The sequence below is a fragment of the Haloferax sp. DFSO52 genome, assembly GCF_048158745.1.
Classification (GTDB): Archaea; Halobacteriota; Halobacteria; order Halobacteriales; family Haloferacaceae; genus Haloferax.
Genome location: NZ_JBLOPB010000001.1, coordinates 688,255 through 713,400 on the forward strand (window position 1 = coordinate 688,255; position 25,146 = coordinate 713,400).

17 protein-coding genes are annotated in these 25,146 nt (G+C 50.7%); 8 read left to right on the forward strand and 9 right to left on the reverse strand.

Features of this window, described 5'->3' with window-relative positions:
• Positions 1-2,121 (forward strand): type B DNA-directed DNA polymerase, encoded by a 2,121-nt coding sequence (locus ACK3SC_RS03595; RefSeq protein ID WP_416838746.1) that lies wholly within the window; start codon positions 1-3, stop codon positions 2,119-2,121.
• Between the two features lie 164 nt (positions 2,122-2,285).
• Here the strand turns inward: ACK3SC_RS03595 and ACK3SC_RS03600 are convergent, their stop codons facing one another.
• Both ACK3SC_RS03600 and ACK3SC_RS03605 read right to left on the reverse strand, forming a co-directional pair.
• The gene (locus ACK3SC_RS03600) at positions 2,286-3,494 is read right to left on the reverse strand and encodes a homing endonuclease associated repeat-containing protein (protein WP_416838747.1); all 1,209 of its coding nucleotides are present in this window, start codon (positions 3,492-3,494) and stop codon (positions 2,286-2,288) included.
• A gap of 679 nt (positions 3,495-4,173) precedes the next feature.
• Positions 4,174-5,136, reverse strand: coding sequence for a DNA adenine methylase (locus ACK3SC_RS03605; protein WP_416838748.1), 963 nt, complete (start codon positions 5,134-5,136; stop codon positions 4,174-4,176).
• Positions 5,137-5,253: 117 nt separating this feature from the next.
• On the opposite strand from ACK3SC_RS03605, the gene ACK3SC_RS03610 reads away from it, so the two are divergent.
• Both ACK3SC_RS03610 and ACK3SC_RS03615 read left to right on the forward strand, forming a co-directional pair.
• Positions 5,254-6,162 carry a DNA adenine methylase gene (locus ACK3SC_RS03610; RefSeq protein ID WP_416838749.1) on the forward strand — a complete coding sequence of 303 codons (909 nt, stop codon included), beginning with the start codon at positions 5,254-5,256 and terminating at the stop codon, positions 6,160-6,162.
• 77 nt (positions 6,163-6,239) lie between these two features.
• The gene (locus tag ACK3SC_RS03615; RefSeq protein WP_416838750.1) at positions 6,240-7,202 is read left to right on the forward strand and encodes a DpnII family type II restriction endonuclease; all 963 of its coding nucleotides are present in this window, start codon (positions 6,240-6,242) and stop codon (positions 7,200-7,202) included.
• Between the two features lie 77 nt (positions 7,203-7,279).
• Here ACK3SC_RS03615 and ACK3SC_RS03620 read toward each other — a convergent pair whose 3' ends face one another.
• Positions 7,280-7,885: a hypothetical protein gene (locus tag ACK3SC_RS03620; protein WP_416838751.1), complete on the reverse strand. Its 606-nt coding sequence runs from the start codon at positions 7,883-7,885 to the stop codon at positions 7,280-7,282.
• A 79-nt stretch (positions 7,886-7,964) separates the two neighbouring features.
• The gene (locus tag ACK3SC_RS03625; protein WP_416838752.1) at positions 7,965-8,648 is read right to left on the reverse strand and encodes a hypothetical protein; all 684 of its coding nucleotides are present in this window, start codon (positions 8,646-8,648) and stop codon (positions 7,965-7,967) included.
• A gap of 212 nt (positions 8,649-8,860) precedes the next feature.
• Between ACK3SC_RS03625 and ACK3SC_RS03630 the strand changes: the two genes are divergently transcribed.
• The 4 genes from ACK3SC_RS03630 to ACK3SC_RS03645 all read left to right on the forward strand — a co-directional run bounded on the left by ACK3SC_RS03630 (position 8,861) and on the right by ACK3SC_RS03645 (position 13,022).
• Positions 8,861-9,739 (forward strand): hypothetical protein, encoded by an 879-nt coding sequence (locus tag ACK3SC_RS03630; RefSeq protein WP_416838753.1) that lies wholly within the window; start codon positions 8,861-8,863, stop codon positions 9,737-9,739.
• Positions 9,739-10,671: a hypothetical protein gene (locus ACK3SC_RS03635; RefSeq protein WP_416838754.1), complete on the forward strand. Its 933-nt coding sequence runs from the start codon at positions 9,739-9,741 to the stop codon at positions 10,669-10,671. Before ACK3SC_RS03630 ends, ACK3SC_RS03635 begins: the two co-directional genes overlap by 1 nt.
• 120 nt (positions 10,672-10,791) lie before the next feature.
• Positions 10,792-11,502, forward strand: coding sequence for a CBS domain-containing protein (locus tag ACK3SC_RS03640; RefSeq protein ID WP_416838755.1), 711 nt, complete (start codon positions 10,792-10,794; stop codon positions 11,500-11,502).
• A gap of 95 nt (positions 11,503-11,597) precedes the next feature.
• On the forward strand, positions 11,598-13,022 hold the full coding sequence (locus ACK3SC_RS03645; RefSeq protein ID WP_416838756.1) for an HNH endonuclease: 1,425 nt from the start codon (positions 11,598-11,600) through the stop codon (positions 13,020-13,022).
• A gap of 869 nt (positions 13,023-13,891) precedes the next feature.
• On the opposite strand, the gene ACK3SC_RS03650 is transcribed toward ACK3SC_RS03645, so the two are convergent.
• Both ACK3SC_RS03650 and ACK3SC_RS03655 read right to left on the reverse strand, forming a co-directional pair.
• Entirely contained in the window at positions 13,892-14,665 is a 774-nt protein-coding gene (locus ACK3SC_RS03650) for a type II restriction enzyme (RefSeq protein WP_416838757.1), read from the reverse strand.
• Between the two features lie 60 nt (positions 14,666-14,725).
• Positions 14,726-15,526: a hypothetical protein gene (locus ACK3SC_RS03655; RefSeq protein WP_416838758.1), complete on the reverse strand. Its 801-nt coding sequence runs from the start codon at positions 15,524-15,526 to the stop codon at positions 14,726-14,728.
• Positions 15,527-16,076: 550 nt separating this feature from the next.
• Between ACK3SC_RS03655 and ACK3SC_RS03660 the strand changes: the two genes are divergently transcribed.
• Positions 16,077-17,045 carry a hypothetical protein gene (locus ACK3SC_RS03660; RefSeq protein WP_416838759.1) on the forward strand — a complete coding sequence of 323 codons (969 nt, stop codon included), beginning with the start codon at positions 16,077-16,079 and terminating at the stop codon, positions 17,043-17,045.
• A gap of 89 nt (positions 17,046-17,134) precedes the next feature.
• On the opposite strand, the gene ACK3SC_RS03665 is transcribed toward ACK3SC_RS03660, so the two are convergent.
• The 3 genes from ACK3SC_RS03665 to ACK3SC_RS03675 all read right to left on the reverse strand — a co-directional run bounded on the left by ACK3SC_RS03665 (position 17,135) and on the right by ACK3SC_RS03675 (position 24,646).
• A complete protein-coding gene (locus ACK3SC_RS03665) occupies positions 17,135-20,602 on the reverse strand; it encodes an ATP-binding protein (RefSeq protein ID WP_416838760.1) in 3,468 nt (1,155 codons plus the stop codon).
• Positions 20,599-21,897: a metallophosphoesterase family protein gene (locus tag ACK3SC_RS03670; RefSeq protein ID WP_416838761.1), complete on the reverse strand. Its 1,299-nt coding sequence runs from the start codon at positions 21,895-21,897 to the stop codon at positions 20,599-20,601. Before ACK3SC_RS03670 ends, ACK3SC_RS03665 begins: the two co-directional genes overlap by 4 nt.
• A gap of 130 nt (positions 21,898-22,027) precedes the next feature.
• Positions 22,028-24,646, reverse strand: a complete 2,619-nt coding sequence (locus ACK3SC_RS03675) for a DEAD/DEAH box helicase (protein ID WP_416838762.1) — start codon at positions 24,644-24,646, stop codon at positions 22,028-22,030.
• Positions 24,647-25,146: the final 500 nt, after the last annotated feature.

The window sequence follows — 25,146 nt, forward strand, 5'->3', positions numbered from 1 at the left end:
ATGTGGTATACGTTCGACTTCATCGATGGCGACGTGTATCGATGGTCGCCAGCAGGCACCGACGGGAGCGCGACCTACGACGTTGATGAGACCTACCAGCCAGTGTTCTACGTCCGTGGCTCACAGTCGAACCGAGACGCGTACGCGGACGCAATCGAGCCACATCCATCCGTTGCACGACTCGAAACTGTCGACCGTCGACCCACATTCGGCAGCGACTACGAACCCGTCCTCGCTGTCGAGACGACATCGGTGGAGTCGATTACGTCGCTTGCACGCCAGACTAACCAGGTCGCACTCCCGGGAGAGCTTCGGTGCTACAATGTCGACTTCTCTCCGGAGTTTCGCTACTGTCTCGAACGCGATATTGACCCGACACCGACGAACGAACTCTCCACGCTCGACCTTTCGATTCCACGTGACATCGGACCGGATGACCCGTTGTCGTCGCTCACACTCGACGGAGACGAGGTGACTGGAACCCCACTCGACATTCTCGAGGCGCTCTCGACGCGGATCGCAGATGAGGATCCGGATGTCCTCCTCGTCAATAGCGCCGCAGTCATCCCACGGCTCTACGAGACCGCACACCAGTCCGATTACACGCTCAAACTTGGCCGAGGACCGTACGCAGACACGTACCAACAGCTCGCTGGCGAATCGACATATCACTCCTATGGGCGTGTCGGCCATTCGCCAGCGCGATACAACGTCCCTGGCCGTGTCGTCATCAACCGCTCGTACTCGTTCTTCCTGAAAGAGGCCAATCTGTCGGGCTGTCTTGATCTCGTCGAACGGTCGCGAAAGCCACTCCAGGAGCAGGCGTGGGCATCGATGGGAAACATCTTGACCGCGATGCAGATCCGTGAAGCCCACCATCGGGACGTCATCGTTCAGTGGCGAGCATGGCGACCGGAGTCGTGGAAAACGATGGAGACGCTGTACGCAGCAGACCGCGGTGGATACACGTTTGCGCCAGACGTTGGTGTCCACACTGACGTCCACGAGGTGGACTTCTCGAGTCTGTATCCGAATATCATCATCACCCGAAACGTGAGCCCGGATACGATTCGGTGTGACTGCTGTTCGACTAACGACGTGCCTGGACTTGGCTACTCTATCTGTGAGCGAGAGGGGTATCTCGCGGATGTTCTCAGCCCACTGGTTTCGGACCGTGACGAGATCAAACAACGACTCCGTGAGACGGACGACTCAGACGAACGTGCAGCACTCAGTGGGAAGTCTTCAGCGTTGAAATGGGTGCTCGTGTCGTGTTTTGGCTACCAGGGCTTCTCGAACGCTAAGTTCGGTCGTATCGAGTGCCACGAAGCAATCAACGCCTTCGCTCGTGAGATTCTCCTCGATGCGAAAGACGAATTGGAACGGGCTGGGTGGGACGTCGTCCACGGAATCGTCGATAGTCTCTGGGTGACGCCTGCACCTGACTGTGAGCAGGTCCCCCTCGAAGACGTGTGTCGAACCATCACCGACCAGGTCGGGATTCGGTTAGAGTACGAAGGAGCGTTCGACTGGGTGGCATTCGTTCCACAGCGGGACTCGGAGAGAGGTGCGCTCACGAAGTACTTCGGCAAGTATTCGGAGCCAACTGCTGACGGCGAGGTGTACAAATACCGGGGAATTGAGTGTCGCCAACGGAGTACGCCGACCTTCATTGCCGAGGCACAACAGGGACTCATCGAAACGTTCGACCAGTATCGTGACCCCGAGCCAGTCGTCGACAAACTCGCGTCGTACATCGATTCGCTTCATGCCAACGAAGTTGACCCAACGGACCTCGTCATCAAAAACCGCATCTCGAAATCACTCGATGCGTACACCCACGAGACACGGACGGTCGCGGCTCTCCAACGAGCGGCGGACTCACGTGTTGGTGGCCCGCCTGCTGGCGGAAATATCGAGTACGTCGTCGTTGACGACGACAAACGTGGTCGCGAGCGTGTCGCGCTCGTCACCGAAGAAATTGATGGATACGACCCAGAGTTCTATACAACAGAGTTGGTTCGCGCGGCGACGAGTGTGTTGGCTCCGTGTAGATGGACAGAAGGTCGGATCGAACGAGCGCTTGCGGAGACGAGCGAGACGACGTTGGCTCGGTGGTAGTGATGGTCGATTACCGTTGTCGTTCCCAGAGGGAGAGGCGTGGTGTGTTGATTCGATGTCTTGAACAGCTTTGTGTGAACCCATCTGACCCAGGCTCCTCCTCCCCCACTCACCGCTCCGTGCTCACTATGTTGCGCGCGCAGTCACGACCTCGTGATGTGTTGTCATTCGGAAACTTCGAATCCAGCTTCTTTGACTGCCTTGAGAATACTCCCGAATTCATCTCGGTACTCAAGATAACCGAAGTCTGTATACTCGTCTAGGTCTTCCGCCGTCGGAAGACGACCGAGACGCTGAACGGTCCCGGTTAATTGCATGAGCATCTGTTGGGTGTTCCGTCCACTACTCGCCCTTTCGGTATTGGAAGGTTCCTTAGAGTAAGGTTGAGGGACAGCTGTCCAGTCAACACCTGTATCACCCTCGCAAATACTCTCAATATTCTCTTTGACGACTTGGTGTTCTTCCTGTGCCTCTTTCGGAGTCGGAAGCGTGCCGTCACTACTGAACTGCGCACACGATGGACAAACTTTGAGTTGAGCATTCCCGTCGATACCCCAGTACAAGAGTTTCTGCTCGAACCGGCCGTGGCAGACGTCACATACAGTTGGATCGTCGGTTGGTTCGTCGAAGATAAAGTTTTGAAATAGTTCCTCGATCGACTCGTAGCACTGGCTTGCTGCGGTGTATTGCTCCACAGCCCTTTCGAAATCATCCTGTTTGAACGACCGGTCGCCTTCGGAAGCGTACTCACGGGCCATCATGACAAGCTCACGAAGTTCTTTGTGTTGACCAGACAAATCTATGCTCTGTTGGAGCAATCGAACTCGTCGGAGTCGGCGTTGGATTTCAGGGATTCGGTCGGGGACGACTGTCTCTGCTTTTGTGAGCGCTTTTCGCAGTGTATCAATGGAGCGTCTATACGTTTCGGCTGCTGAACTAGGATCAAACTTGAGCCCTGTCGGGTTGGCCTCCTCCGAGGTGAGTTCTGCTTCGTCAAGGAGGTCGTCCACTTCCTGAATCTGTACATCCTGTTTGACTTCGTCGATCGTAGAGTGTACAGCCCTGCACTTCTTCTTGAGAGGCATTTTGCTTTCTGGCGAAACTAATCTCGCCTGTTGGTAGTGCCAAATTGCACGCTCTAACTGATCGATAGCGCTCTCGAACTCGCCAACATCATGCTTTTCATTTCCCAGTCTCTCCAACTGCTCTCCTATTTGAAGATGTGCTTTTAGCCGGAACTCGTCACTGTTCTCGTACCCGAGAGATTCCCAGGAGTGGTCCTCACTATGAGCTTCCTCTACGTGAGAGACGATGTCGCTAACCGAGGCTGCAAACGAACAATCGGACACCGGACAGGATGTTGTTTCAGGCATTGAGCTTTTTTGGATACGTCTTACTACACTGACAGACAATCTCGATCGATAAATAGTGACGCCTCACTGTACTGCCTTTCTCTCGACTCTGTCGGCGATAGAGTCACGCCCAATGTCTGTGGATATCTGGTGTTTCAGTGGTGGCAACAGACCTCTGAGTGGTCCAAGTCGATGAGTTCTTGATGTGTTATGCAGAAAGTAATTAAAGTCTGACAATGCGTAGCTGAGGGTAGTAATTCACCGTTGGTCTCCAATCGGTTAAGTGAAAAGAGGGCTCCAAAGAACTTGGCTCGATTCCGGGAACCTACCTTGCGCTCGTTTCCGAAGCGCAATAGCAAGTATCGGAGGTGTGGTTTCCACATGCCACTCATGGGATGTCGGGTGCTCAACGCACCGCGACATGAGGGGACGGAAAATACAGTCTCCTCAATTCCTCCTCGGCTACATAGCCTAGTGGCTGAGGGTAGACGGCTTGGGACAAGATGCGCTCCTAGAGGCGGTTGCCCGGAGAAGGCTAGGGCAACAAAAACCGAATTAAAGCAGAGGTGGGTTCGATTCCCACTCCGTCTATACATTTCGAATATTACCGGTTGACTTTCGGGTTCAGTCAATTCGGTAGTAATGCTCTCTCGAGGTCGACCGGGTGAAGGGGTAGAAACCCAGATGATAGCGGAGAATCTCAGAAATCGGTTATCGATGCCTGTTCGGGTTTTTCAGGCTCGTGTTCTGGGGATTGTCGGCGCTCGGCCTTTGGGACGTTCGTTGCGATGATCTCGTCAACTTCTCCACGGGCAGTCTCATCACTGTTGATACTTCGCGTCGCACCCTCGCGTTCCACGAAGAATCCTGCTTCATCGTACAATTCGTACATCACTCCGCTGTTCGACAACACCACGAAAACACCACGGCTATCGAGTTCCTTTGCTGTCTTCAGTAGGCGCTTTTGGTCGTCCTTGTCGAAGCCCTCTGCACTGTAATCGGTGAAATACGCGGTCGTGCTCATCGGCTTGTACGGCGGGTCGAAATACACCAGGTCGCCCTCGGTTGCCTCGTCGAGAACATATTCAAAGTCCTCGTTTCGGATATCTGCTCCCGCAAGGATACGGCTCGCATTCCTGATACGGTCGGCCATTACCCAATCTGGGTTTGCGTAGCGTCCAATTGGAACATTAAACCCACCCTTGCGATTCTCGCGGAAGAGCCCATTATAGCACGTGCGATTGAGATAGAAGAGTAAAGCGGCCTCTTCGATACGCTCTTCATCGGTTACCGGCCATTCCTCATCGTCGTACGGTCGACGATTAAAGCGGGCTCGCTGTTGGTAGAAGTATTGGTCAATTTCGTTTTCTTTCTGGTCCTGGTCAGCGTACTTGAGTTCCGGGTCAGGGTTGTCTTCTGGGTGTTCAAACTCTCGAAGACGTGTAAGCAATTCGCTCGGGTTATCGCGAACCACTCGGTAAAAATTGATGAGTCTCGTGTTGGTGTCGTTGATTGTACCGTCTTTTGGCTCGAGGTCGAAAAACACGGCACCACCACCGAAGAACGGTTCGTGGTAGCGATTGTACTCGGTGGGGAAGCGGGAATATATCTCGTCGAGCAGTTGTGATTTGCCCCCGGCCCACTTCAACACGGGTTTCGCCATTACGGAATACAGATGGATTCTCGTTACTAAAGATCTTACTGTCTACTGTTGTCTTGTATTGTCGTTTCGCTCGCTGAATACTCAAGTTTATAAACGAGTTGGAGGCAACACCATCGTATGGGTGACCCTGTATTGAAATGGGCCGGCGGGAAGCGCCAACTCCTCGATGAGATTTATACTCGCTTTCCAGATGCCGTTTCGTTTGCCAACGCGCGATATCACGAGCCGTTTCTCGGTGGGGGAGCGGTATTCTTTGATTTAGAACCTGAACGTGCAACGATAAACGATACAAACGTGCGACTGATGAACTTCTACCGGCAGGTTCGAGAGCGCCCCGAAGAGATAATCGAGGTCTGTGAGAACTTCAACGACCCCGAGTCTGACCCAGTTGAAGCTCGTGACTTTTCGGATACGAACCGCCGAGGAAGAGACGTCGAGCAATATTACTACCAACAGCGAGAGATTTTCAACAATCGGCCATACGATGACGAGTTTGATAAGCTGGAAGAAGCGGCTCTCTTACTGTATCTGAACAGAACGTGCTTCAACGGCCTCTACCGTGAGAATAATAGCGGTGGATTCAACGTTCCGATCGGACGGTACGCGAATCCTGATTACGTCCAAGCAGAACGCCTTCGCGAGGTTAGTGAAGTACTTCGCGGTGGTGATATTACGCTAAAATCCAGAGATTTCGAGTACGTTCTCGACGAAGCGACTGAGGGCGACATCGTCTATTTCGACCCACCGTACAAGCCGATGAGTGCGACGGCATACTTCACCGATTACAGCGCGGATGGGTTCGGCAAGGACGACCAGGAACGGCTCCTCAATGTCGCACAGGAACTCGATAGTAACGGGGTCACGGTTGTGTTGAGCAACAGTGGTGTCATGGCCGACCTGTACAAAGAAGCAGGCTTCGATGTCGGCATCGAAGGTGCGCGCCGGGTTATCAACTCTGACGCGACGTCACGAGGAGAGGTTGATGAAATCATCGCGACAAATGCTACAAAGATACCCGCGCAGTAGATAGTGGGTTCTGACTAGTCCTAACTTCTCATCTTCAGTACCCAAGGCTTCATACGGTGGGAATATGACAGAGGCGTATGCCAATCCGACGTCATCGTCCTACTATTTCTGAGTTTGTCGACGAGTTCCAAGAATCGGTGATTCCGTCAGCAATCCCCACAAGTGAGTTCATCGACTGGGAACGAATCGAACGGGAGCTTGAGGCATACCGCGTCCAGATTGATGCGCTCGAATCACTCCGGGATGTCTCAGAAGCTGAATTTGTCTCTGGACTCGCTGACGCGTTGATGGATGCAGACGATACACGTGAGTGGATTGATTTCTATTTCGAGTTGCTCGGTCACTCTGATACAAAATACGCGGCCTTCGAGGGCCTCTGGAAGTTCTATCCGATTCAGCTGGATATCGACAAAGGTCAGCGAGACGTTGCGGAGGACCTCGCAGGTGTTCTTCGCGATATTGGTCTACAGCAACTCGTCGATGTGACTGATGATATTGACGCCCACTTCCGTGGCATGAAAGTCGGGATGGAGACTCACAAACGGAAGAACAGGCAGGGATTTTGCTTCGAGAACCTGGTCTACGAACGATTAGAGAATCTTGCAGAGCAACTACGGTCTGAGGGTGTCCACGTCGAAGTTATCGAGCAGTACACGACGAAGTACCAAGACGAGTCTGGCCAATCTAAGGTGGTTGATTTTGCACTCCTCCAAAATGGAGAGACTCGGATCGTATTCGAGGCGAACTGTTACAAAGCAGGTGGGAGCAAGCCCAGTGAAATCAAACGCTCTTACGACCGAGTTTCGACCCGGATGCGAGAAGATGGTGTCGAGTTCGTTTGGATTACCGACGGCCAAGCATGGGCCAAGAGCCTCACCAACGTGCTCCGAGAGGGTTACAAAGATATTGTCGACGTGTACAATATGGAGATGGTCGACTCATACCTGACTGATGATGTTCGGTCGTTCTTTGAAAACGGTGCAGCCGTCAGTGAAGACGAGGTCGATGTCGAACCTCAGCAGTCACTCGATTCTTACTGATGCGACTGTTTCGTAGTCGAATTTCTAGTTCACTGGCTGAAATGTATTCGTCTTTATTCTTCACCAGCACCCTTGGGTCATTTAAGCCGGTATGCAACCTCGTTGGCTGTCTCCCAGAATGCCCCTGAGTGCGATTCCTCATTGAGTTCGTGGTAAGACAGTACGTACCCTGAATCATACCTCTCGAACAACTCTCTTGAGATACGGTATTCACGCTCTTCGGTGAACTTCAGTTCATCGTCCGCCTTTGAACGAACGGTAGCGTTTGAGACCGTAATGCCGGGGTAGGCGGTTTGGTAATATGTGGTTTCTGTATCGAGACCTTTTACCGGCGTGTGTGGGTCCGGTCGGTCGAGATGCCAACCAGACTCATCATGAAGCAGGAATTCGACGATGCGCCCCTCACTTCGTTGCGAACGGACATCGGGCTCACTGCTGTCTTCGGACCACACGCGTCGAATCACAGTATGCTGAAACGACTGTGGCTCCGACTTGAGTGGGCTATCCTCGATAGCAAACCGCTTGACAACGGGGTCAATTTTGTCTTCTGGCCCACGGGCTTGCGTTATCTCGATTCTGTCGGACGAACGAGTCACCGAAAACTGCCATGGGAAAGAAGTATCACCCATGTATGAGGCGATGTCGAGCTGTTCTTGCGTTCCTAATTCATCTTTCTGAGACATATTTGAGTAACGACACTATTACGTTTCCAATCCGATACTGTATACTGCCGGTTCTGTCAGTTTAATACGAACAGCAAACTCAAACGAACAACGGCTCTAGCCGTTCGCGTGCATGAGCGATGCTTTCGTGGAAAGATTCGGTATTGTTTGGATTCTGTTTTGGAGCTGACCAATGTACGGTAGGAAGCATCATCGGTGAGGTATCGTACAGACTTGGGTCCCAATATTTTCTGTCCGTTATTCTATCCCCAGTCGGGGCAGCGCCACCAAGTAATGCCTTTGCCGTTGCGTTTGTTGCGACTTCTCCTGCACAAATGACTACCTGTGGGTCAACGATTCGAATTTCAGCTTCGAGGATATCTAGATACCTCTCTTCGATAATTTGTGGAATCTCGCTTTTCTTTTCTTTCGTCTTGCATGCACAGGTTTCGTACGCAACGTCTAACCACTGGTCAGATGGGACGCCCCATGTTCCTGGTGCTATAGCAGATGGTAAGAACAGATATCTGAAATAATCCTTGAATAGTCCAAATCGGTGAAACATATCCTTGCGGTGTTTCACTTCACAAATTTGTTCATACCTCTCAGGCTCGATTCCAGGTTTCAACTCAGAAAAGACGTTGAAATGGCTTGGGAAGTACGTGATGACCATAACTGTTGGATTCTCGGAGTTCCCAAATTTGTAATGGATATGTTCATTTCCTACTCGTTGGCGAAGTTCGGCGTACAGTTCGCTCATCTCGTCAAAATTCTGAACAACCATGAAATGGATAAATGGGAGAAGAGATAATAATTCTAGCCGAGTACTGTAGTATCCACTTCTAACCTCAATAACCACTCTCCATCTCAACTGGAGTTTTTGGTAGTAGCCCGTCGAACTAGCGATTCCACAGAGTGTTAAAATACTAACACCTCGTAATACTATTTGTCATATGTTTAATCAAGATTTGAATATCACCGTTGCTGGAGGGTGTGATGTCCGCTGAACACCTCTCACCAGGAGATGAATGGCCGTACCACTATCGAGGCTACAAACTTCACACTAATGTGAATGATGAGGTGTGGTGGCAGCTCTACAATTGGACTGACCGCCTCTATCTCGACCCCGTTCCAACAGAACTCCTCGACACTCTTCTCACTCTCAATATCCCAGGTGGGAGCGTTCGGATTACCGAAAGTGCCGATGTCATCACGAAAATCCATGACGAGGACACAGACGAGTTCATCCCGATTTACCTTGGGACGCTCTCACTCGACGGCTCACTTGTTCCCAAAGCCGACCCAACAGTTTCAGTATCTGTTCGACCCACTGGACTTTCACCTGGTGACCTTTGGCCGAGTGTGTACGATGGCGCAAAGTACCGATTCAGCGACCGTGACCACTTTTGGTGGCATGACCCTGAGTCAAAACTTCGACATCCTGTTGAAACCGTTCTTCCAACAGACCTTATTCGAGAATTACATTGGTACAAGCCTGAAGGAGGGTCGTTCAGAATCACGCCTTGGGGTGACGTAATCACGCTCATTCTGGCCCATCCAACTCCCCAAACTGTGCGTGACCAATTCGATGACCTTCCTCTTGTTATTCGAAACATCATCAAACTCCGCAAGGAACGGGGCGTCGAAATGCTGCCAATCTACGTTGGCACGCTCACTGATACGCCACTCAAACTCGGTGAGCCCATTTCACTTACGACTGATCTCTCTCCCGAAGAGCAATCTACCCTTGAGGGTTGGGCGGCTTCTCTCGGGGCGACATCATCGCTCTCGCCAGACTCACACCGAGTCAACTCAGACGACGACGCCGATGATGATGACTTCGATGACGACCCAACTGATTGGGGGTTAGAGTGATGAGTCTCGCCACGAACAACGCACGACTTGAGGAAGTTCCCACAACAGTGCCAATTGCGGGGCGACAAGAAGTAACCATCAATCCTGGAAAGCCCTGGCCATCTCCGTATCGAGGGTCCAAATACAGTATCGTTCACTCACATAAATTCAACCAGCTCGTGATGCGTTGGCAGCACCGACATGAAATTCAGGTATATAACGAGCCACCAGAAGGTCTAGTTGAGGCACTTGGTCGACTTGGAAAGACAGCTGGACGTGGAACTGGGCAGTTTCGAGTCACGGCGTCGCGAGAAATACTCACGAAGGTACACGCCAGTGAGTATGACCATGCTGACGAGGCGCCGTTTGCAAAAGGGTACATTCCGGTATACGTCGGTAAGCTGGCGGGAAACATAGAATTCCTCGAGTTCGATATTGATCCATCACCACCGGCCCCTGGAACCGCCAATATCTGGGATGGGCTGTCATTTACACACGGTGAAAGCTGGAGTGTCAGTCCAAATGGGAGTCTCAAATGGAAGTGGCAGGGGTTCGAATTCGAGTCTGCATTTGACCACCCCGAACTGGTTGCTACGTATCTCGAGTACAGACCAACTGGCGGTCTGGTCTACATAACGGAGTTTGGTCACGTCTGGGGTAACTTCTCGTATCGGCACGCTCCTGATGCCAAGAAAGTCCAGCTCAATAGAAAATTCAAGGAATGGCGGCGAACTGCAACGAGCAGTCAAAAACGACTCGTACAACGTCGATTGCTCTACACGAAATCGCAAGGTGAAGTAGATGGTCTACTCCCGATACATCTGGGTCACCTCAGTTCGTTCGACAATGGCGTCGTTCCGAAACCGGTTGTCGAAGACCTCTCGTACTTCATGATGGTTTCCGAAGATACAGGTGGTGGTGAGTATGGTAATTCTCCCAGTGCAGCTGTGTAGATTCTAATGGCTGCTTTATTATTATTTGATTGAGAAAATACATTTATGGATGACCAATTTGCGTGTACAGCTCGAGCAATTGCCAACCCAAACCCCAAATCCCGAGTAGTGACGGATACTGTGGAAGAAACAACCCAGTGGCTGGAAACAAATGATTTCAACTCTGCACCAGTGTACAATGCTGGACAGCCGGTCGGGTACATCACCGATGCTATACTCGAAGACGCTGATGATGATCTAACCCTCGCGGACGTCTGTGTGCCTCTCCGAGTAGATGTGATAATCGCGAGTGACGCTCAGTTCGACGTTCTGCTTGATGCTCTGTATGAACGCCGATTCTACTATCTTGCAGACCGAAATCAAGTGACAGGTGTACTCACTCGCGCTGATTTGAACACAGAACCTGTGTACCAACATCTCTATACACTTCTTTCACGCCTCGAACACAAATTCCGCAATTCTATCACCAAACATGCACCTGACTGGCAGGACACGACGAACCTGCACCCAGATACATTGGATGGTATCAACGACCGGCATGACAAAGCGAAGGAAGCTGATGTTGCTTTGGCACCGATACACTATGCACAGTTCTCGACGCTCAAGAAGGTCATTTCATCTCACGAAGACTGCTGGAAACAGTTCGGATTTGATTCGAGTCACCAGGCGAGTAGTCGACTCGCGAAGATAGTGGACCTACGAAATGATGTTGCACATAGCACGCCAATCATCCAAAATACGAAGCGGGGGATTGGGGAAGCCGGTCGCACCATCACCGCACTGCAAGAACAATATGAACTGATTACAGACCTCTTGGAGATGCCCGAGTAGTTCTTACTCTGTAATCACTGAGTTGGGTTATATTCTGTTCAGCAATCTCAATTTCTCCCCCAAACTGAAAAGCAACCCCTCATCCACATCCGTGTATGAAGGTCCCTCCCACAGGGTTGCATGAGGGCGACAAGTTCTCCCAGGAAGATATTGAGGAACTCTTCGAAACAGGGTTTGGATACCAAATCACCGGAATCAATCCCCGAACAGACGACAGTGGTCAGAAATACGTTCTCCTCTTTGCGAAAGAAGACGGCCCATACGACGATTCAGTTCAGAGTGGCAGGTTTACGTATATCGGTGAAGGACTGACCGGCGACCAGACTGAAAAGTCACCCGGGAACGCGAATTTACTACAAGCTGCTACCGAGACTGTCCCAATTTTCTTTTTCTACAAGGGCACAGGAGACCGGAAGTGGCGATACCAAGGAGTCGTTGACGTTGAAGACTACGACTACGTCGAGCGAGGTGGCCGGATGGTCTACGAGTTTGAGATGAGATATGTTGACCATCGAGACCACGGAAACGTCACCAGTCCCGGTCTCTATCTAATTCCAATCAGTAGCGACTGGGTCGACCATTTTACACAGACTGTTTCGACTCCGGTCGACACCACTGAATATGGACAACTTCCTGCAGAGCTAACCGGTATTGACAACGTACGAATCTGGGGAGCGACGACAACAGACTCAGCAAAGAAGCAAAACGCATTGGACCAGCTACACACGGGTGACTATCTGTTGTTCTACCACGATGGCGAGTTCATTGCAGGTGGCCGTATCGGCCGTGTTGTTACCGGCTCTAGTGCAGGTGAAGCGCTCTGGGGTGAACCGCTGAGCCAGTACGTATTCACGGTTACTCAGTATACATCTGCTGTCCGCCCGATCAGTGAAATTTGGAGTGCACTCGGGTATTCTGGACGGGAAGTTGTCCAAGGGTTCACACGTGTTGCGGACAAACGTGTGACCTCTCTTCGAGCCGGAAAACAGAGTCTCAGGCAGGTACTCTTCACTTGTGACACTGAAGAAAACCTCTCTCGTGAAGAACTCGACCACGAGAGACAGGCTATTAAAGAACAGGCACACAGCGCACCGCAGTTGTTAGAGGATGTTGAGTATACAAAGAGCGAACGTGTAGCCCGAGACCGAGCGTTCTCTGAGGCGGTGAAGACCGCCTACGAAAACCGCTGTGCAGTCTGTGGAGCAAAGCGAAAGTCACCTGCAGGGAATCCCGAGGTCGAAGCTGCACACATTTACCCACGAAGTGAAGGTGGGAGAGACGATATTCGGAACGGCATCGCACTGTGTAAACTCCATCACTGGGCATTCGATACAGGGTGGTTCACAATCACGGATGAGCACGAAATCTTTGTTCTCGACGCTCATGACCTCGATGGGTATGAGGAATTCTCGAAATACCATGGAGAACAGCTGAAGTTACCTGATACTGAAGAAGAGCGTCCACACGAGGTATATCTCAAAGCGAGCCGTGACTACTACGGATTCGATATCGACGAATAGGACTGCCTGTCAACAACTACTGGCGAAGCTAACTCGCTTCGGTGAGTTGAATCTATTCCCCGTTATCTTGAACTGAGTTATACAAATTAGGCTGATTGTCAGCACAAATTTGATTACATATTGAGGTTATTAGTGGCCATGGCAAACAACCACATTTGCAAAAAGTGTGATAGGACCTTTGACGCGAACAAAAACCCAGCCAGCAAACGAGCTGCAACTCTTGCAGGAGCTGGTGCAGGTGCTTACTTTGGATCAGGGACCGGGCTTGCGCTTGGACCGGCTGGAGCGATCGCAGGAACTGTGCCTGGTGCAATCGCGGGAGGCCTCACTGGGGCGTTATTCGACAAGAGTTTCATTCGCTGCCCTCATTGCGAGAAGGTACAGAAGGCCTGAGCCCTGATAGCACTGGAAATCTGGAAATAAATGTTGGCGTGTATTCTTTGGTTACTCTGACTTCCCGAGCCAAAATAAGACAAATAGTACTACGAATATGGTGATTGCAGCATCGGCACTGAAAATGTCTGCTTGTACAGCCCGACTGAGGGCACTGCGAATTATTGATGTGTCATCTAAAACCCGGAGGCCATCACCTGTGACTCTTGCTGCCTCGTCAATTGACTTGAATAATATTCCAGCACCCCCCACAATGATAGCCCAGAAACTCCATTTAGACATAATATATGAAACTGTATCAGTTTGAAATATAACTTCCGCTGCATGTTATCTTATGTCGTAAGAATTCGTATTCAGAAGGCTTTGTTGAACTCGCGATGTGAAATCGGTAGCTGAGACCGTGTTGAATACATAGCGAATATCAGCAGCAGAAAGTACAGATTGGGAGACTACTCTCTTTCTGATTCGTCACGCTACTAGAACTCGCTCAGATTGGACTGCGGATCGTCGATTCGGTACTTACCACTACGTTCCACGAAGAGACTGGTATAGTCATGCGGGTCATCAAAACTGTATTCCCAAAGGAAGTGGACACCCGCGCTCTCGTCGTAAATGTAAAACACGGTTCGAACTGTCTTGTCGTGTTCCGTTGCGTAGTGACGGTACGGATAGTAGAGTTGACGGGTGATGAAATCGTCACGGCTCCCCGCTTTCGCTTCCACGATGACAATATCGTTTTCCCCCTCGAAAAGACCGTCAACCTGGAACTGAACGCCATCAACGGAGATGGTTTTGCTGTCTCCTACACGAAATTTGAAGGCGGTAGAGTAGCGCCGTCCAGCTGTCGTTTGGTACAGTTCGTCTATCCCCAAAAAGTTCGAAAGAAGTCCTGTATTGTAAGCGTGGAGAAGATGGGGGTCTTCACCTTCACCACCATGTCGCGTGACTAAGTCGAATGCTATCTTATTGTTCCATGATGTGGGTGCCCCGTCAATAAATGGCAGTTCTTCGTAGCCCTTCCCCTGGACAAGTCGATAGACGCCATTTCGAACGGGTAAAACAAAGAGGTCGTCATTTTTCAGTACTGGCGGTACCGAGGAGCGTGAGTCCATTGAACAGACAAGACGTGGCTCACGGTCACCAGTTGCGTATTTAATATCTACTGAGTCGAATGTGGAACTTACGCCGTTCTCAAACGTTAGGTCAAGATGATCCAAGATCGCCTGCCAATCGTCCTGCTTCTTAGTCATTGAAATACCCTAATTCTGATGAAAGTGCTACACTAATAATCAGTTTCGGTGAGGTGGTATTTATTCAAGCTCTGAATAGACGCTGTTCAGATAGGACTGCCCCCACTCTGACCAATACTTTTCAATCAACCAAAACGGCTGGTCTGCACGGACCGAATACGTCGAAGTCCTAGAACAGATTTCAAACCAACGGTTACGGATATCAGCGTCCGTGATGTCGGCGGTTGGTTTATCAAATTCAAATATCCGCTTCGACAACGGCCTGATTCGGCTGTCGACCGGAATCGGAACTTCTTCAATCTCTTCGAGGGGATGGACCTCCTCGTGTATTAGGCGGACCCACAATGAACCGATTTTCTTGCCTTTGATGTATGGAAATTGGCGCCCGTGCTTACGCATGAATTCGAGCGTTTCTGGTGCATTCCATTCGTGGTCGGCAAAGAGATTCTGCGGGTCACTTCCATAGTCACGCTGGAACGTCATGGCATTTCGGTACCAGATGTGAGCATCACGCCATGCCATTATTGGCTCTTTTTCAAAGGTGTCTACGAGTTCGTGATAGGGGTGTTCTTTAACGACTGCTGTTGGTTCGAATATCCATTGCTTGTCTTTCCACAGCCTCTTCATCACCTGCCATAGTCCGTCTTCACCTGCGGTCTCCTTTCGGTAGTCGATCATTGCGGTGAAGGTCAAGAACAGTGCTCTCTCTCGAGTTGCGCTCGAGGGGCCAATAGCATCTATGACCAGAGACTCCGGGAGATGTGTGGGTTCGAAGACGTCGCGTGTTTGTTCGAAATCATTGACAACACGCTGGACAACTTGGGCACCGTCTTCAGTCGTCAACGGGAACGGAGAGGTCACAGCTACCGATACAATAGGCCACCTAATAATAATGAACTGACATTCTCAGAGAGAGAGAGATGTGGACGCTAATTAAAGAACCGAGTAACACACCGGGTGTAGTATCCACAAAAAATTAGACCCAATTGACCCATGGTCTAACCTCCGGTAATTATATACAGAATCATGTCTTGATTCAAATAATTCACTCAGAATGACTTCGGGTATGGATTATCCAATTTCACTATTACGCGACGGCCCATTGTTCAAAGATGAACTCGTAAGACAACCACAGATAGGCACTCATGACATCGACTTCGAGAGTCTACGACTTGTTCCATCGAAGTCTGCCGCAAGCGGTGTGTACACGATATACTTCGCCCCAGAACATCGGGAGTGGGCGTTGGTCAGACTCGCGAGACGATACCGAGCATTGTTCGAAATACAGCTTCACCGTGGGATGTCCGGGGAGCATCAATTACTCCGGCAAGGCTTCACGTCTGCAGACATCGAGTTCCTTCAGGATATCATTCCTCAACCACCGACACCCTACAGTACCATCGCGTATGATATGCTCTGGCTCATCGCGATGGCTGAGGAGTACTTGTTGTTAGCCAAGGCACTTGCCAATAGACGCCGGTTTATCCCGAGTGAAGTGCTTCAATCGACAGACGGTCTATCTGTGTCAGATGCAAGCTTCTTCAAACGGTTTCTCCGGAGCCACATTATTCGCCCGCACGTCGACACGCCAAGACACAGCCATCGTCGGTCAAATCCTGGAAAAGGTGGACGGTCTATTGACCTTCATACCGAATACGAGGTAACGAAAGACGGGATTGAGGCGTTGGAAGGTATTGTCTCAGAATACGACCGGATTTTTGAACAACAGACCTTCGAACCTCTGCTGATTAACCCGAGTCTTGACCCACGGAAACATATCAAGACATTCGAAGCTGAGAGTGAAAGTTCAGCCCCAACCGCCTCATTTGACGAACTCCGTGCAGAATCAGGTATTCTCGGAGATATTGCAGATGCTTTCTCATCGGTCGATGACGACCTACTCGACCCAGCGGAGTCTCCAGCCTCGACGACCAACTCCGGTAAGTCGACAACCTCCAAAAGAATAGAGCGACCTGAAGATGAGGAACTGGGTGAGCAGGAGGTTATTGACCCCGCTGAAGATTCGGCTTCGTCGGTCCAGGTCGCTACCGAGGACAGTGGTCAGGTTTCCGAATCGGGTGTTCATACTGATAACCAAGATAACGAACAAGATAGTCAGGTTGAATCAGAACATCAATTTGGTGCATTTTCGAGAGATGAGATAGTTGATGCGTCAGCGGCTGCAGCTCGAGTGGTTTCAGCTCAATCGCTCGTTTCAACAGTCGATGTCAAAGCTGCAGCGTGGGGTGCGGTTAACCTGTCGGACCGCAGTCGAGGAGAGCTTTGGGAACAGGTCCTTGGAGTACTCATGCAAATGGACAGTGTTCATGGGCGTCCTGGCAGCCGCTTGTGGGCAGCAAGTCGGTTCAATCACACGTAGACGTCGTCAGCTCAGGGTGAGCGACTCATTGTGAGGTTCTCCAGAGATAGGTGGTCGAGATAGTGCGGGTGATGTAAACTCGACTGATTTTATGACCGTGATTGAAGTCGGATGAACAACTCACGGCCTCTTTCCCTTGCTTCCTCTTGCTGTAACCCGGCGGAAGCCAACCGAGTGACTACCCGTACTCTGATCGTATCAGCGTCGAGTGTCTCTTGTTCTTCTATGTACCCGTTTTGTTCAAAGAACTCTTCAAGCTCGTCTATCTTCCGAGTTCTGAACCTGTTGACTTTGCCATCCTGTAGGCCTGAGATGATTTGCATTGCATTACCATCGACTTCTTCTGCAAGTTCACTCACTTGGTCGATGAACGATTCAGTCACAGCACCTGTTTTCTCGAGGGCACTCCTATCAACACGCTTCCCGCGACCCACTCTCCACGACTTAACGAACTCTTCGAGTGCTATACCGTTCAGTTGAATAGCTTCTAACTGTTCGTCATCGTCGATTACTGCTGTGCCGTTGTTTTGATTGAGTAGTGTTTTCAGCTGCCCCCAGTGTTCGATTCCCATCTCGAGAAGGTGATACAGAAGGTCAGTGTCCTCAACGAGGTACCAGAGATGTGCTGAGCCGGCACCTTGCCTTGGTGAGAACGGTGGCACATCGAGAACCGAACCATACTGGGCATGGCTCTCTCCGTTGGCCGCGGGAACCGCTTTGGTCGTCCCCAGGATACCGAAGTCGGGGATTTCTACGTTGTTGGTTGCACCTTGTATCGCTCCGAGGTCGATAATCTCATGGTCGACTCTATCATCGTTGTCGAGTGCTTGCTTCCATTTCGAGACCTCACTTCCCTGAGCAGTGAAGTAGAAGATTTGGCGACCATCCCGGGCTAGTTCAATCATTGAATCAATCACTGCCTCGGCACGTTCATCATCAGTATTTGCAAGCGTTTCATCGAGAAGAATCGGGAGTTTTGCACCCTGTTCTTGTTGTTGGATGAATGCAACACGGACAGAGAGAAGCACCTGTAGTCTGGTAGCACTAGATAGCTCGTCGAGTGCAAAGCCACGTTCTTTCACGGTGTCGTAAGCAAAGAACGACTCATTGTCGACATCGAGTTTGTACCGCCCATTGGTTATCCGAGTGAGGATAGCCTGTGCATCCTCAAAGACTGCAGGACGGTTGGAGTCCTCTGTGGCAGCGCTAACGTGGTCAACAAGAACGTCACCGACCATCGCTTCAGCATCCTCTTTGAGCCGGTCTGCAAGGGCATCTAACGCCCGCTGTTTGTTCGCCACCGCCTCTTCGAACCCCGAGTCTCCCTCTGCACCCTCTATCTTGGTCTCTATCTCCGTGATTTCATGCTGGAGGTCTTCTTTTTTCGACGCTATTTCTTCAGCATCCGATTTTCGCGTCTCAAGCTCTGTGATAGAGTGCTCTTTCAACGTGGGGTCGTAGGATGGGTATGACTCCAATTCACTAGCTTCCTTCTCTAACAGGCTTTGATGCTTATCTACGGCTTGCTTTGCCTCAGCATATTCCTCCACTTGCTCACAGAGTCTTCGAAGTTCATCTGCTTCACCAACACTGAGTCCGCAGGTAGTGTAGATATCTTCTCGTTCCCGTCTGAGTTCGGTCAGCTCTTCACGAGCAGCTTCAATATCTTCTTTTGCGCGTTCGAGTTCGTTAGTCGCCTCTCGATGAGACTGCTGTCGACTCTCTAAATTACGAATACTCTTTGTCGCTGTCGCGGAATCATCCACTGATTCATACCCATACGGTTCGAGTTCGTTACTGAGCTTTTCACACGTTGATTCGATCTGTTCAATGACGGACTCTAGCTCTGCCTGCGCCCCTGATACATCATCATTCGCATCCTGCCACCGCCGTATACTATCGGTGATTGCTGCTAATTCGGCATCAGTTTCTGGGCTAATCCCAATACGATTTCGCAGTTCAGCACGTTTTGTTTCGAGGTCTGCTTCTTGTTCTTCGAGCGTTGCGCGGTCGGATGTGAGTGCTTTTCGACGTTCTTTCCGTTGTTCTGCGAGCTGGGCATCCGCAAGCGCTTGATATAACTCAGTCAGTCGACTGCGGACCTCATCAGATTCCCAGCTAGCAGGGGGTTCGAGAGAAAGGCGAGCGAATGACTCCTTGTACGTCTGTTTGGCGTTCGTTGAGTCATCTCCGTTGTCCCGGCTCCGATATCCGAAGTAGAACAGACCGGTGGCGACGAGAAGAAGAGAAAAGAATACTGGGTTAACAAGGACTCCTAAGAGGACACTAGATGCACCAACTATCACAGCCGACACAGCAGCCACTCTGAATGCAGTTTTACCACTCGCCTCAGAGGCAGGTGTGGGCGTCGACAACCAATTTTCGAGTGCTTGACGGCCTTGTCGCAAGGATTCGGTGTCTTGCTCAGGTTGTTCTACATCAGCAAGCCATTTGTCGACCGCGTCGTAGGCTTCTCGTTTAGCGTGCACTCGTTGGGCGGCTTTCAGAAACTCAGAGATTTCTCTCCACGTTGCCGGGTCTACCGAAGAGAGGTCTTCGCCACCGATATCTGCAGGGATGTCATTGACCGCCTTTTGTCGTCGTTCTTGAGCGCTCGCAAGCGTTCGCTCGTGGTTTTCTTTTTCTTGCTCAAGTGAATCCAGCTTATCTCGACGTGACTTGAGGCCCTCAATCAACCCTTCAGAAAGCCCTGAGTCTGGAAGCCCGACTTCTGAAAGGGTTTCCTTCGCTTGGTCTCTCTGCCGCCTCTGAGAGTCAACTACCCGTTGCTGCTCCTCTATAGAAGACTCAATTTCGTCGACTCTATCAACCTCTGTTCCACGAATATCCTCCAAAATGGCCGGGAAGTCTTCGAGGTGAGCTTCCGCCTCTTGGAGGTCGTTCCGTGCCTCTGCATACTCTATCGCTTGTCCTAGAAGCTCAACTTTAGATTCTGCTTGCTTAGCTTCCTCAAGGTCGACGTTGAGCATCGGCAGGCGTTCTTTTTCTTTTTGTAATTGTTGACTCCCTCTCTTGGCTTGTTGCCATGCTTTTTGTGCCTTGTCCGCTCTCTTGTACTCTGTGAGATTTCGGTTGCCCGGCGAATTTTTGAACGCGAGAGAATCGTACGCTTCACCCAGGTCATACCCACCAATCGACTCCTGTTGGATCTGCTTTGCAAAGGATTTGTTTTGAGTATTTGACTGTAGAAGGTGATGGAGAGATAGCTGGTACCGGTTTCGTTGGTCGATTGGGGGGAGGTTTGGTCCATTTGCAGGCTTCCCATTCAATTGGAATGATGCCGATTGGGCCGCCATGTCAACTCGCCAATCCTCGTCGCCGATGGAATACTGACCAATCAACGATGTTTGCTCATTTGCTGACCGTGGCCACAACAGCGCTCGAATAGAGTTGGCTAGTGTTGTCTTCCCAGACGCATTTGGACCGTGGATGATATTGATCTCTGGAGAAAAATCACCAGCAGAGAACCCACCATCGTCGAATCCGGGAGCTCGTCGGATATCTATCTCTTCGAGTTGGAGGCTACTGTCGGTCATACACGCCCCTCTGTTTGTGTGAGCAGCTCATGGAGGAGGAGACGTCCTTGCCGTTGCACAAGCTCAATCGCATCATCTTCATCAACTGTGTTGATTTGCCCCTCACGTCTGAGGGGGCTATAGGCACCACCTGCTTTGGCTTCACGAATCGACTCGGACGCGTCGCTAATCAATTCTTCATATTCACCGTCCGGGTCTCCATGTTCTAATGTTAGCAGCATCTCAGCAAGATAGCCAACAGGGCTGGACTCTTTCGCCCGCTCTTCAAGGTCTACCGCTGGTTCAGTATCAACTTCTACCGAATCGATGTGTACTGGGAGCGACCCAATTTTGAATTGTAACTGGTCCTCGATTGTTTCTCTTTCAAGTGCAATTTCTCTGTGTGCAGGTGTACGCCCGACTAATTTGACGCGAGCCACCAATAATTCGAGATGCGTGGTGTCAACGTTATTGACCACATGCTCCTCGATATGAGTATTGATGAGTGGAGGGATTTCTTTCGTACTCTCGGCTTGGTCAACCGCAACTTCGATTTGGTCATACCGGACCGAAGCAAGCGGAAGCTGTTCGAGGCCTGTTTCCGAGCCATTTATTGACAGAAGCCATGGCCCATGGGGACCCGGTTCGCCTGGGTCGAGCGCTTGTGGTGACCCAGGGTAGAAAACCGTCGGCGAAGATTCGACGTGGATGCTCGGTGCGTGTATGTGACCAAGAAGCCACGCCTCAACTGGTTCAGCCTCAAGGTCGTGCTGTTCGACGGGAGCATAGTCACTGTCAGCCGACGTTATGTCTGCATGTAGAAGGCCAATAACAGGAACATCAGAATCCGCCATACTGTATTGGCTGAGCGGTGATTTGAGCACATGTTCTTGGGGGAACGACCACCCATCGACGTGTAGAATTGGTTGGTCGTCTTCGGAGATAGTATGCCGCTCCCACGAACCATCAGTCCCAATTAGAGTGAGGTTGTCTAAATCAAGTCCAGAGACCAACTGAGGGAGGGAATTATAATCGTGGTTCCCAGAGACAACGATGGTTGGAATATCTGCTTCATCAAGACGCTCAGCCCCACCTTTGAATGCCCCAAAGGCCTCAAAATATTGGTTTTCACGGTCGATGACATCGCCAGATATCAAAACTCCATCAACGTCCTGTTGAATAGCTTGCTCTACTATTGCGTGCCAAATTGATCTTGGAGATACGTTGGGGCTATCGAGTTCTTGGGGGACACGGGTAGGACGCCGGCCCAAATGCAAATCGCCGGTACAAAGGAGTGAAATATCGGGTGAACTCATGGAGAATCTATCTTATTTGATGAAATGACGATTGCAATGATATAACTATTCGCTGAAATGGTTCACATCCGCACCGACATTCATTGAACAAACTCTCCAGGTGAGTTCGACAGTTCAGGAGTCATCGGAATCACCTAAAGATGTCGTCAAAGTTTCCGGGGTCGTCTGTCAGGCTTTGTTTAGTCGAGGACCTTGTTTTACTTTGCTCGGTGTTACCGTCCTCCTCGGACTCGTTGTCGAGTGGTTCGAACACTTCAGGATTGTCAACCGTGCCGAGAAATACCGGACCGTCTTTCAACATGGTGATGACGTGATTGTGTTCATTGATGAGAATCGTACCTCCACCTTTCTTCCTGAACACGAAGGAAACGATGTCCTCGAACTGTGGTGCCTTGATATATCGTCTTCCAGTACGTGTTTTTTCGAATAGCTGTCCTCGACTATCTACACTCACCTGACGTATCGGGTCACGAGGACCTTGATACGGATCACCCAACTCTAATTCATCTGGGTCTGGGATTTCTGGCGGTTCCGGGCGGTCCGGTTTTTCCTCCTCTGTTGCTGGTCGTCTCTGACCTGTGTGATAGGTCTCTTCGGATTCAAAATCCCATATTGAATGTTCGACACGTGCACTCGCGAGTTCCTCTTTCCAATCGTATTCGTGGAAGATGCGTTCATCTACCGTATCACGGGCGTACAGCACGTACAATGTGGACTCTGCGGCGTTCTCTCCTGTCCGGAGAATTCGCCCAAGTGTCTGGATTCGTTGGCGAATACTGCTGCTTGAGACTCGAACGATTCCAACGTCAGCACTCGGAACGTCAACCCCCTCGATGAGGGCTTTCACGCTGAACATTACGTTCGCCATGTTGTCTTCGCGGAACCAATCCATCGAAAACTCATTCCAAACTTGGCGCGAGTGACCGGAGTGGTACATCACTGGCCACACATCGGTCTCAGCAAAGAACTTCTCAATTTCTTCGTCAGCTTGTTCGAGACCCTCATATCTCGAGTATAGTTCTTGTCGGGTCCCTTCGGCTGTTTTCCCAGCCTCTCCCGTCCGACTGATACGACCCAATGTTTCGTGAGGTGCAATCAGTTTGTTCAGTTGGTCGATCCGCTCTTGAAACACGATTGTTTTCTGGTCGGCGCGAATCGCATCTCGCATGATGTCGAGTGTGATAGCCTGGCGTGCAACAGCATTGTCCACTAATTCACGTCGCTCCTGCGTATAGCGGAAATAGTCACTAATCTCGGGCGTGGGACCCTCGGTCGAGTTCCGAATCGCATTCAGTTTCTGTGCAAAACTTCCGGATAGCTCCGTGAGCCGGTAGTCGTGGCGTTGGCGGATGTCTTTGATTGCATCAGAAACCTTCCTGGAGAGTGCGTCGTATTCTCGCTGTTCTTGTGGGGCAAGGTCGAATCCGACGTACTCAATCGTGAATTCTGGAATCAGACCACGAGTAATTGCTTCATCGTATGTGAGTTCGTAGTAGATGTCTCCAAGCTCGCCGAGTAGGAGTTTGTCGCTTTCTGTGAGCCCATCCGTTGCTTGCGAGATTGGAGTTGCAGACAGCCCTAACGACGCAGCTCTCGGATACTCAAAGACATTCGAGAACGTCTCACCAGTATATCGATGACATTCATCTGCAATCAGTAGATGATCCCCAACATCACCAGAAGTGAGTGCCTGTTTGAGGAAGTCATTTTTCACCGCACTATTGATGATGCTCACTATAACGCGGCAATCATCGAAATCATCTTTGTGGCCACCACCGGCCCATCCGATATCTGACAGTGGGATATTGAGGGTCGAGACGAGCTCAGTGAGCCATTGGCGCATGAGGACGTTGGTTGGCACGAGAACTGTTACAACACGGTCTGCATCTGCATGCAACCATTGTCGAATCACTTCCAACGCCATGACTGTCTTCCCAGCTCCGGTGACAACTTGCGCGATGCCCTCATTGGGTGCTCGTTTGTCACCTCCCTCGAACCACTGCATTGCAGCTTCTGCTTGCCAATCGTACAGACTGAACCCCTTCGGGAATGTGTAGGCCTCCCGGGTCGTATCCGAGAGTAATTCGAGGTCTGCCCGTGAAATACCACTCCCCGCAGAGATTCTGATACGATGGGCTTCTTCTTCAGACGAAGCAGCCGACATTCGTTCGAGAACGCCCGCAGACAATCCTCTCAAATCTTCGGATTCGAAATCGTCGTATTTGTCGAGTATCGTGTCTCTCAGGTCCCGTTTCCGGTTTCGTGCTTTCCGATAGCTCTCTTTCTTCCGGAGCTCTGACCCCGTTTCGCCTTTCCGCGTGACGGGTTGGAGATAATCACGCCAAAACGTTCTGTACCACTGACGACGCTTACTCCACCCACCCGCCTCACGATACATGTAATATTTCATCAGGTCCCGCTTTGCCGTATCGCTCGGTGGGGTCACAGTCGAGCCTTCTCGATTGAGCCTAGATTCTAATATCCGAAAAATGTCGGCTTTTCGGAAGCGGCGTTTATACCGCTTAACAACGCGGGGGTCAGCCAGTCGATAGGAATGTCCTTCTTTCTGTATCACACCTAGAAGCTGGAGGATATCTGGGTATCCACGGATACCTTCGTTATTAAACACATACCCAGCGTTCTCGGAGAGATGAGTTTCGATCTCTCCTTTCTGCATTGCTGATGATGTTGATTCGAGTGTCTGAAGAATCTCATGGAGCGCTTCGATACCCTCCGGTTTTGTTTGCATCGCGACCCAGCTTCGCTTGAGTGACTGCCAAATAAAATCAGAGAACGGGAGATCACCGTCTAACCACTCAGAAGCAAATGGGGAGGGACGAATAGTTCCATTCTCTTCTTCGAGAACACCGATTTCGATATAACTTGAGAAAATCCGCCTGAGATATGACTCAGAGTATGGTTCGTCTGAATCTGGCTTCCTGAGCTGCTGTTGACACTGGTCGAGGTAAGTCTCCCTCTCGTAGGGTGTGTCTGATTCTGTCGCTATTCGGATGAGAGTCTCATAACGTCCTTGCTCCGTCGGAACTCCAATAATTGGCGTCGGAAAGCGTCTTCCCATATGTGATTAGTATGACGTGAGTGACTCGCCGCGTGCAGTGGCCACGTAGTATGATTCATCAGTGACGACCGGTTTCGGGAGAGAGCCATCGTCGAATTGGTTCAGGTGCCCAAGATACAACGGGAGATGCCCTTGTTGAGGGTTTCCGTCACCTGTAACCTTGAGTCTAC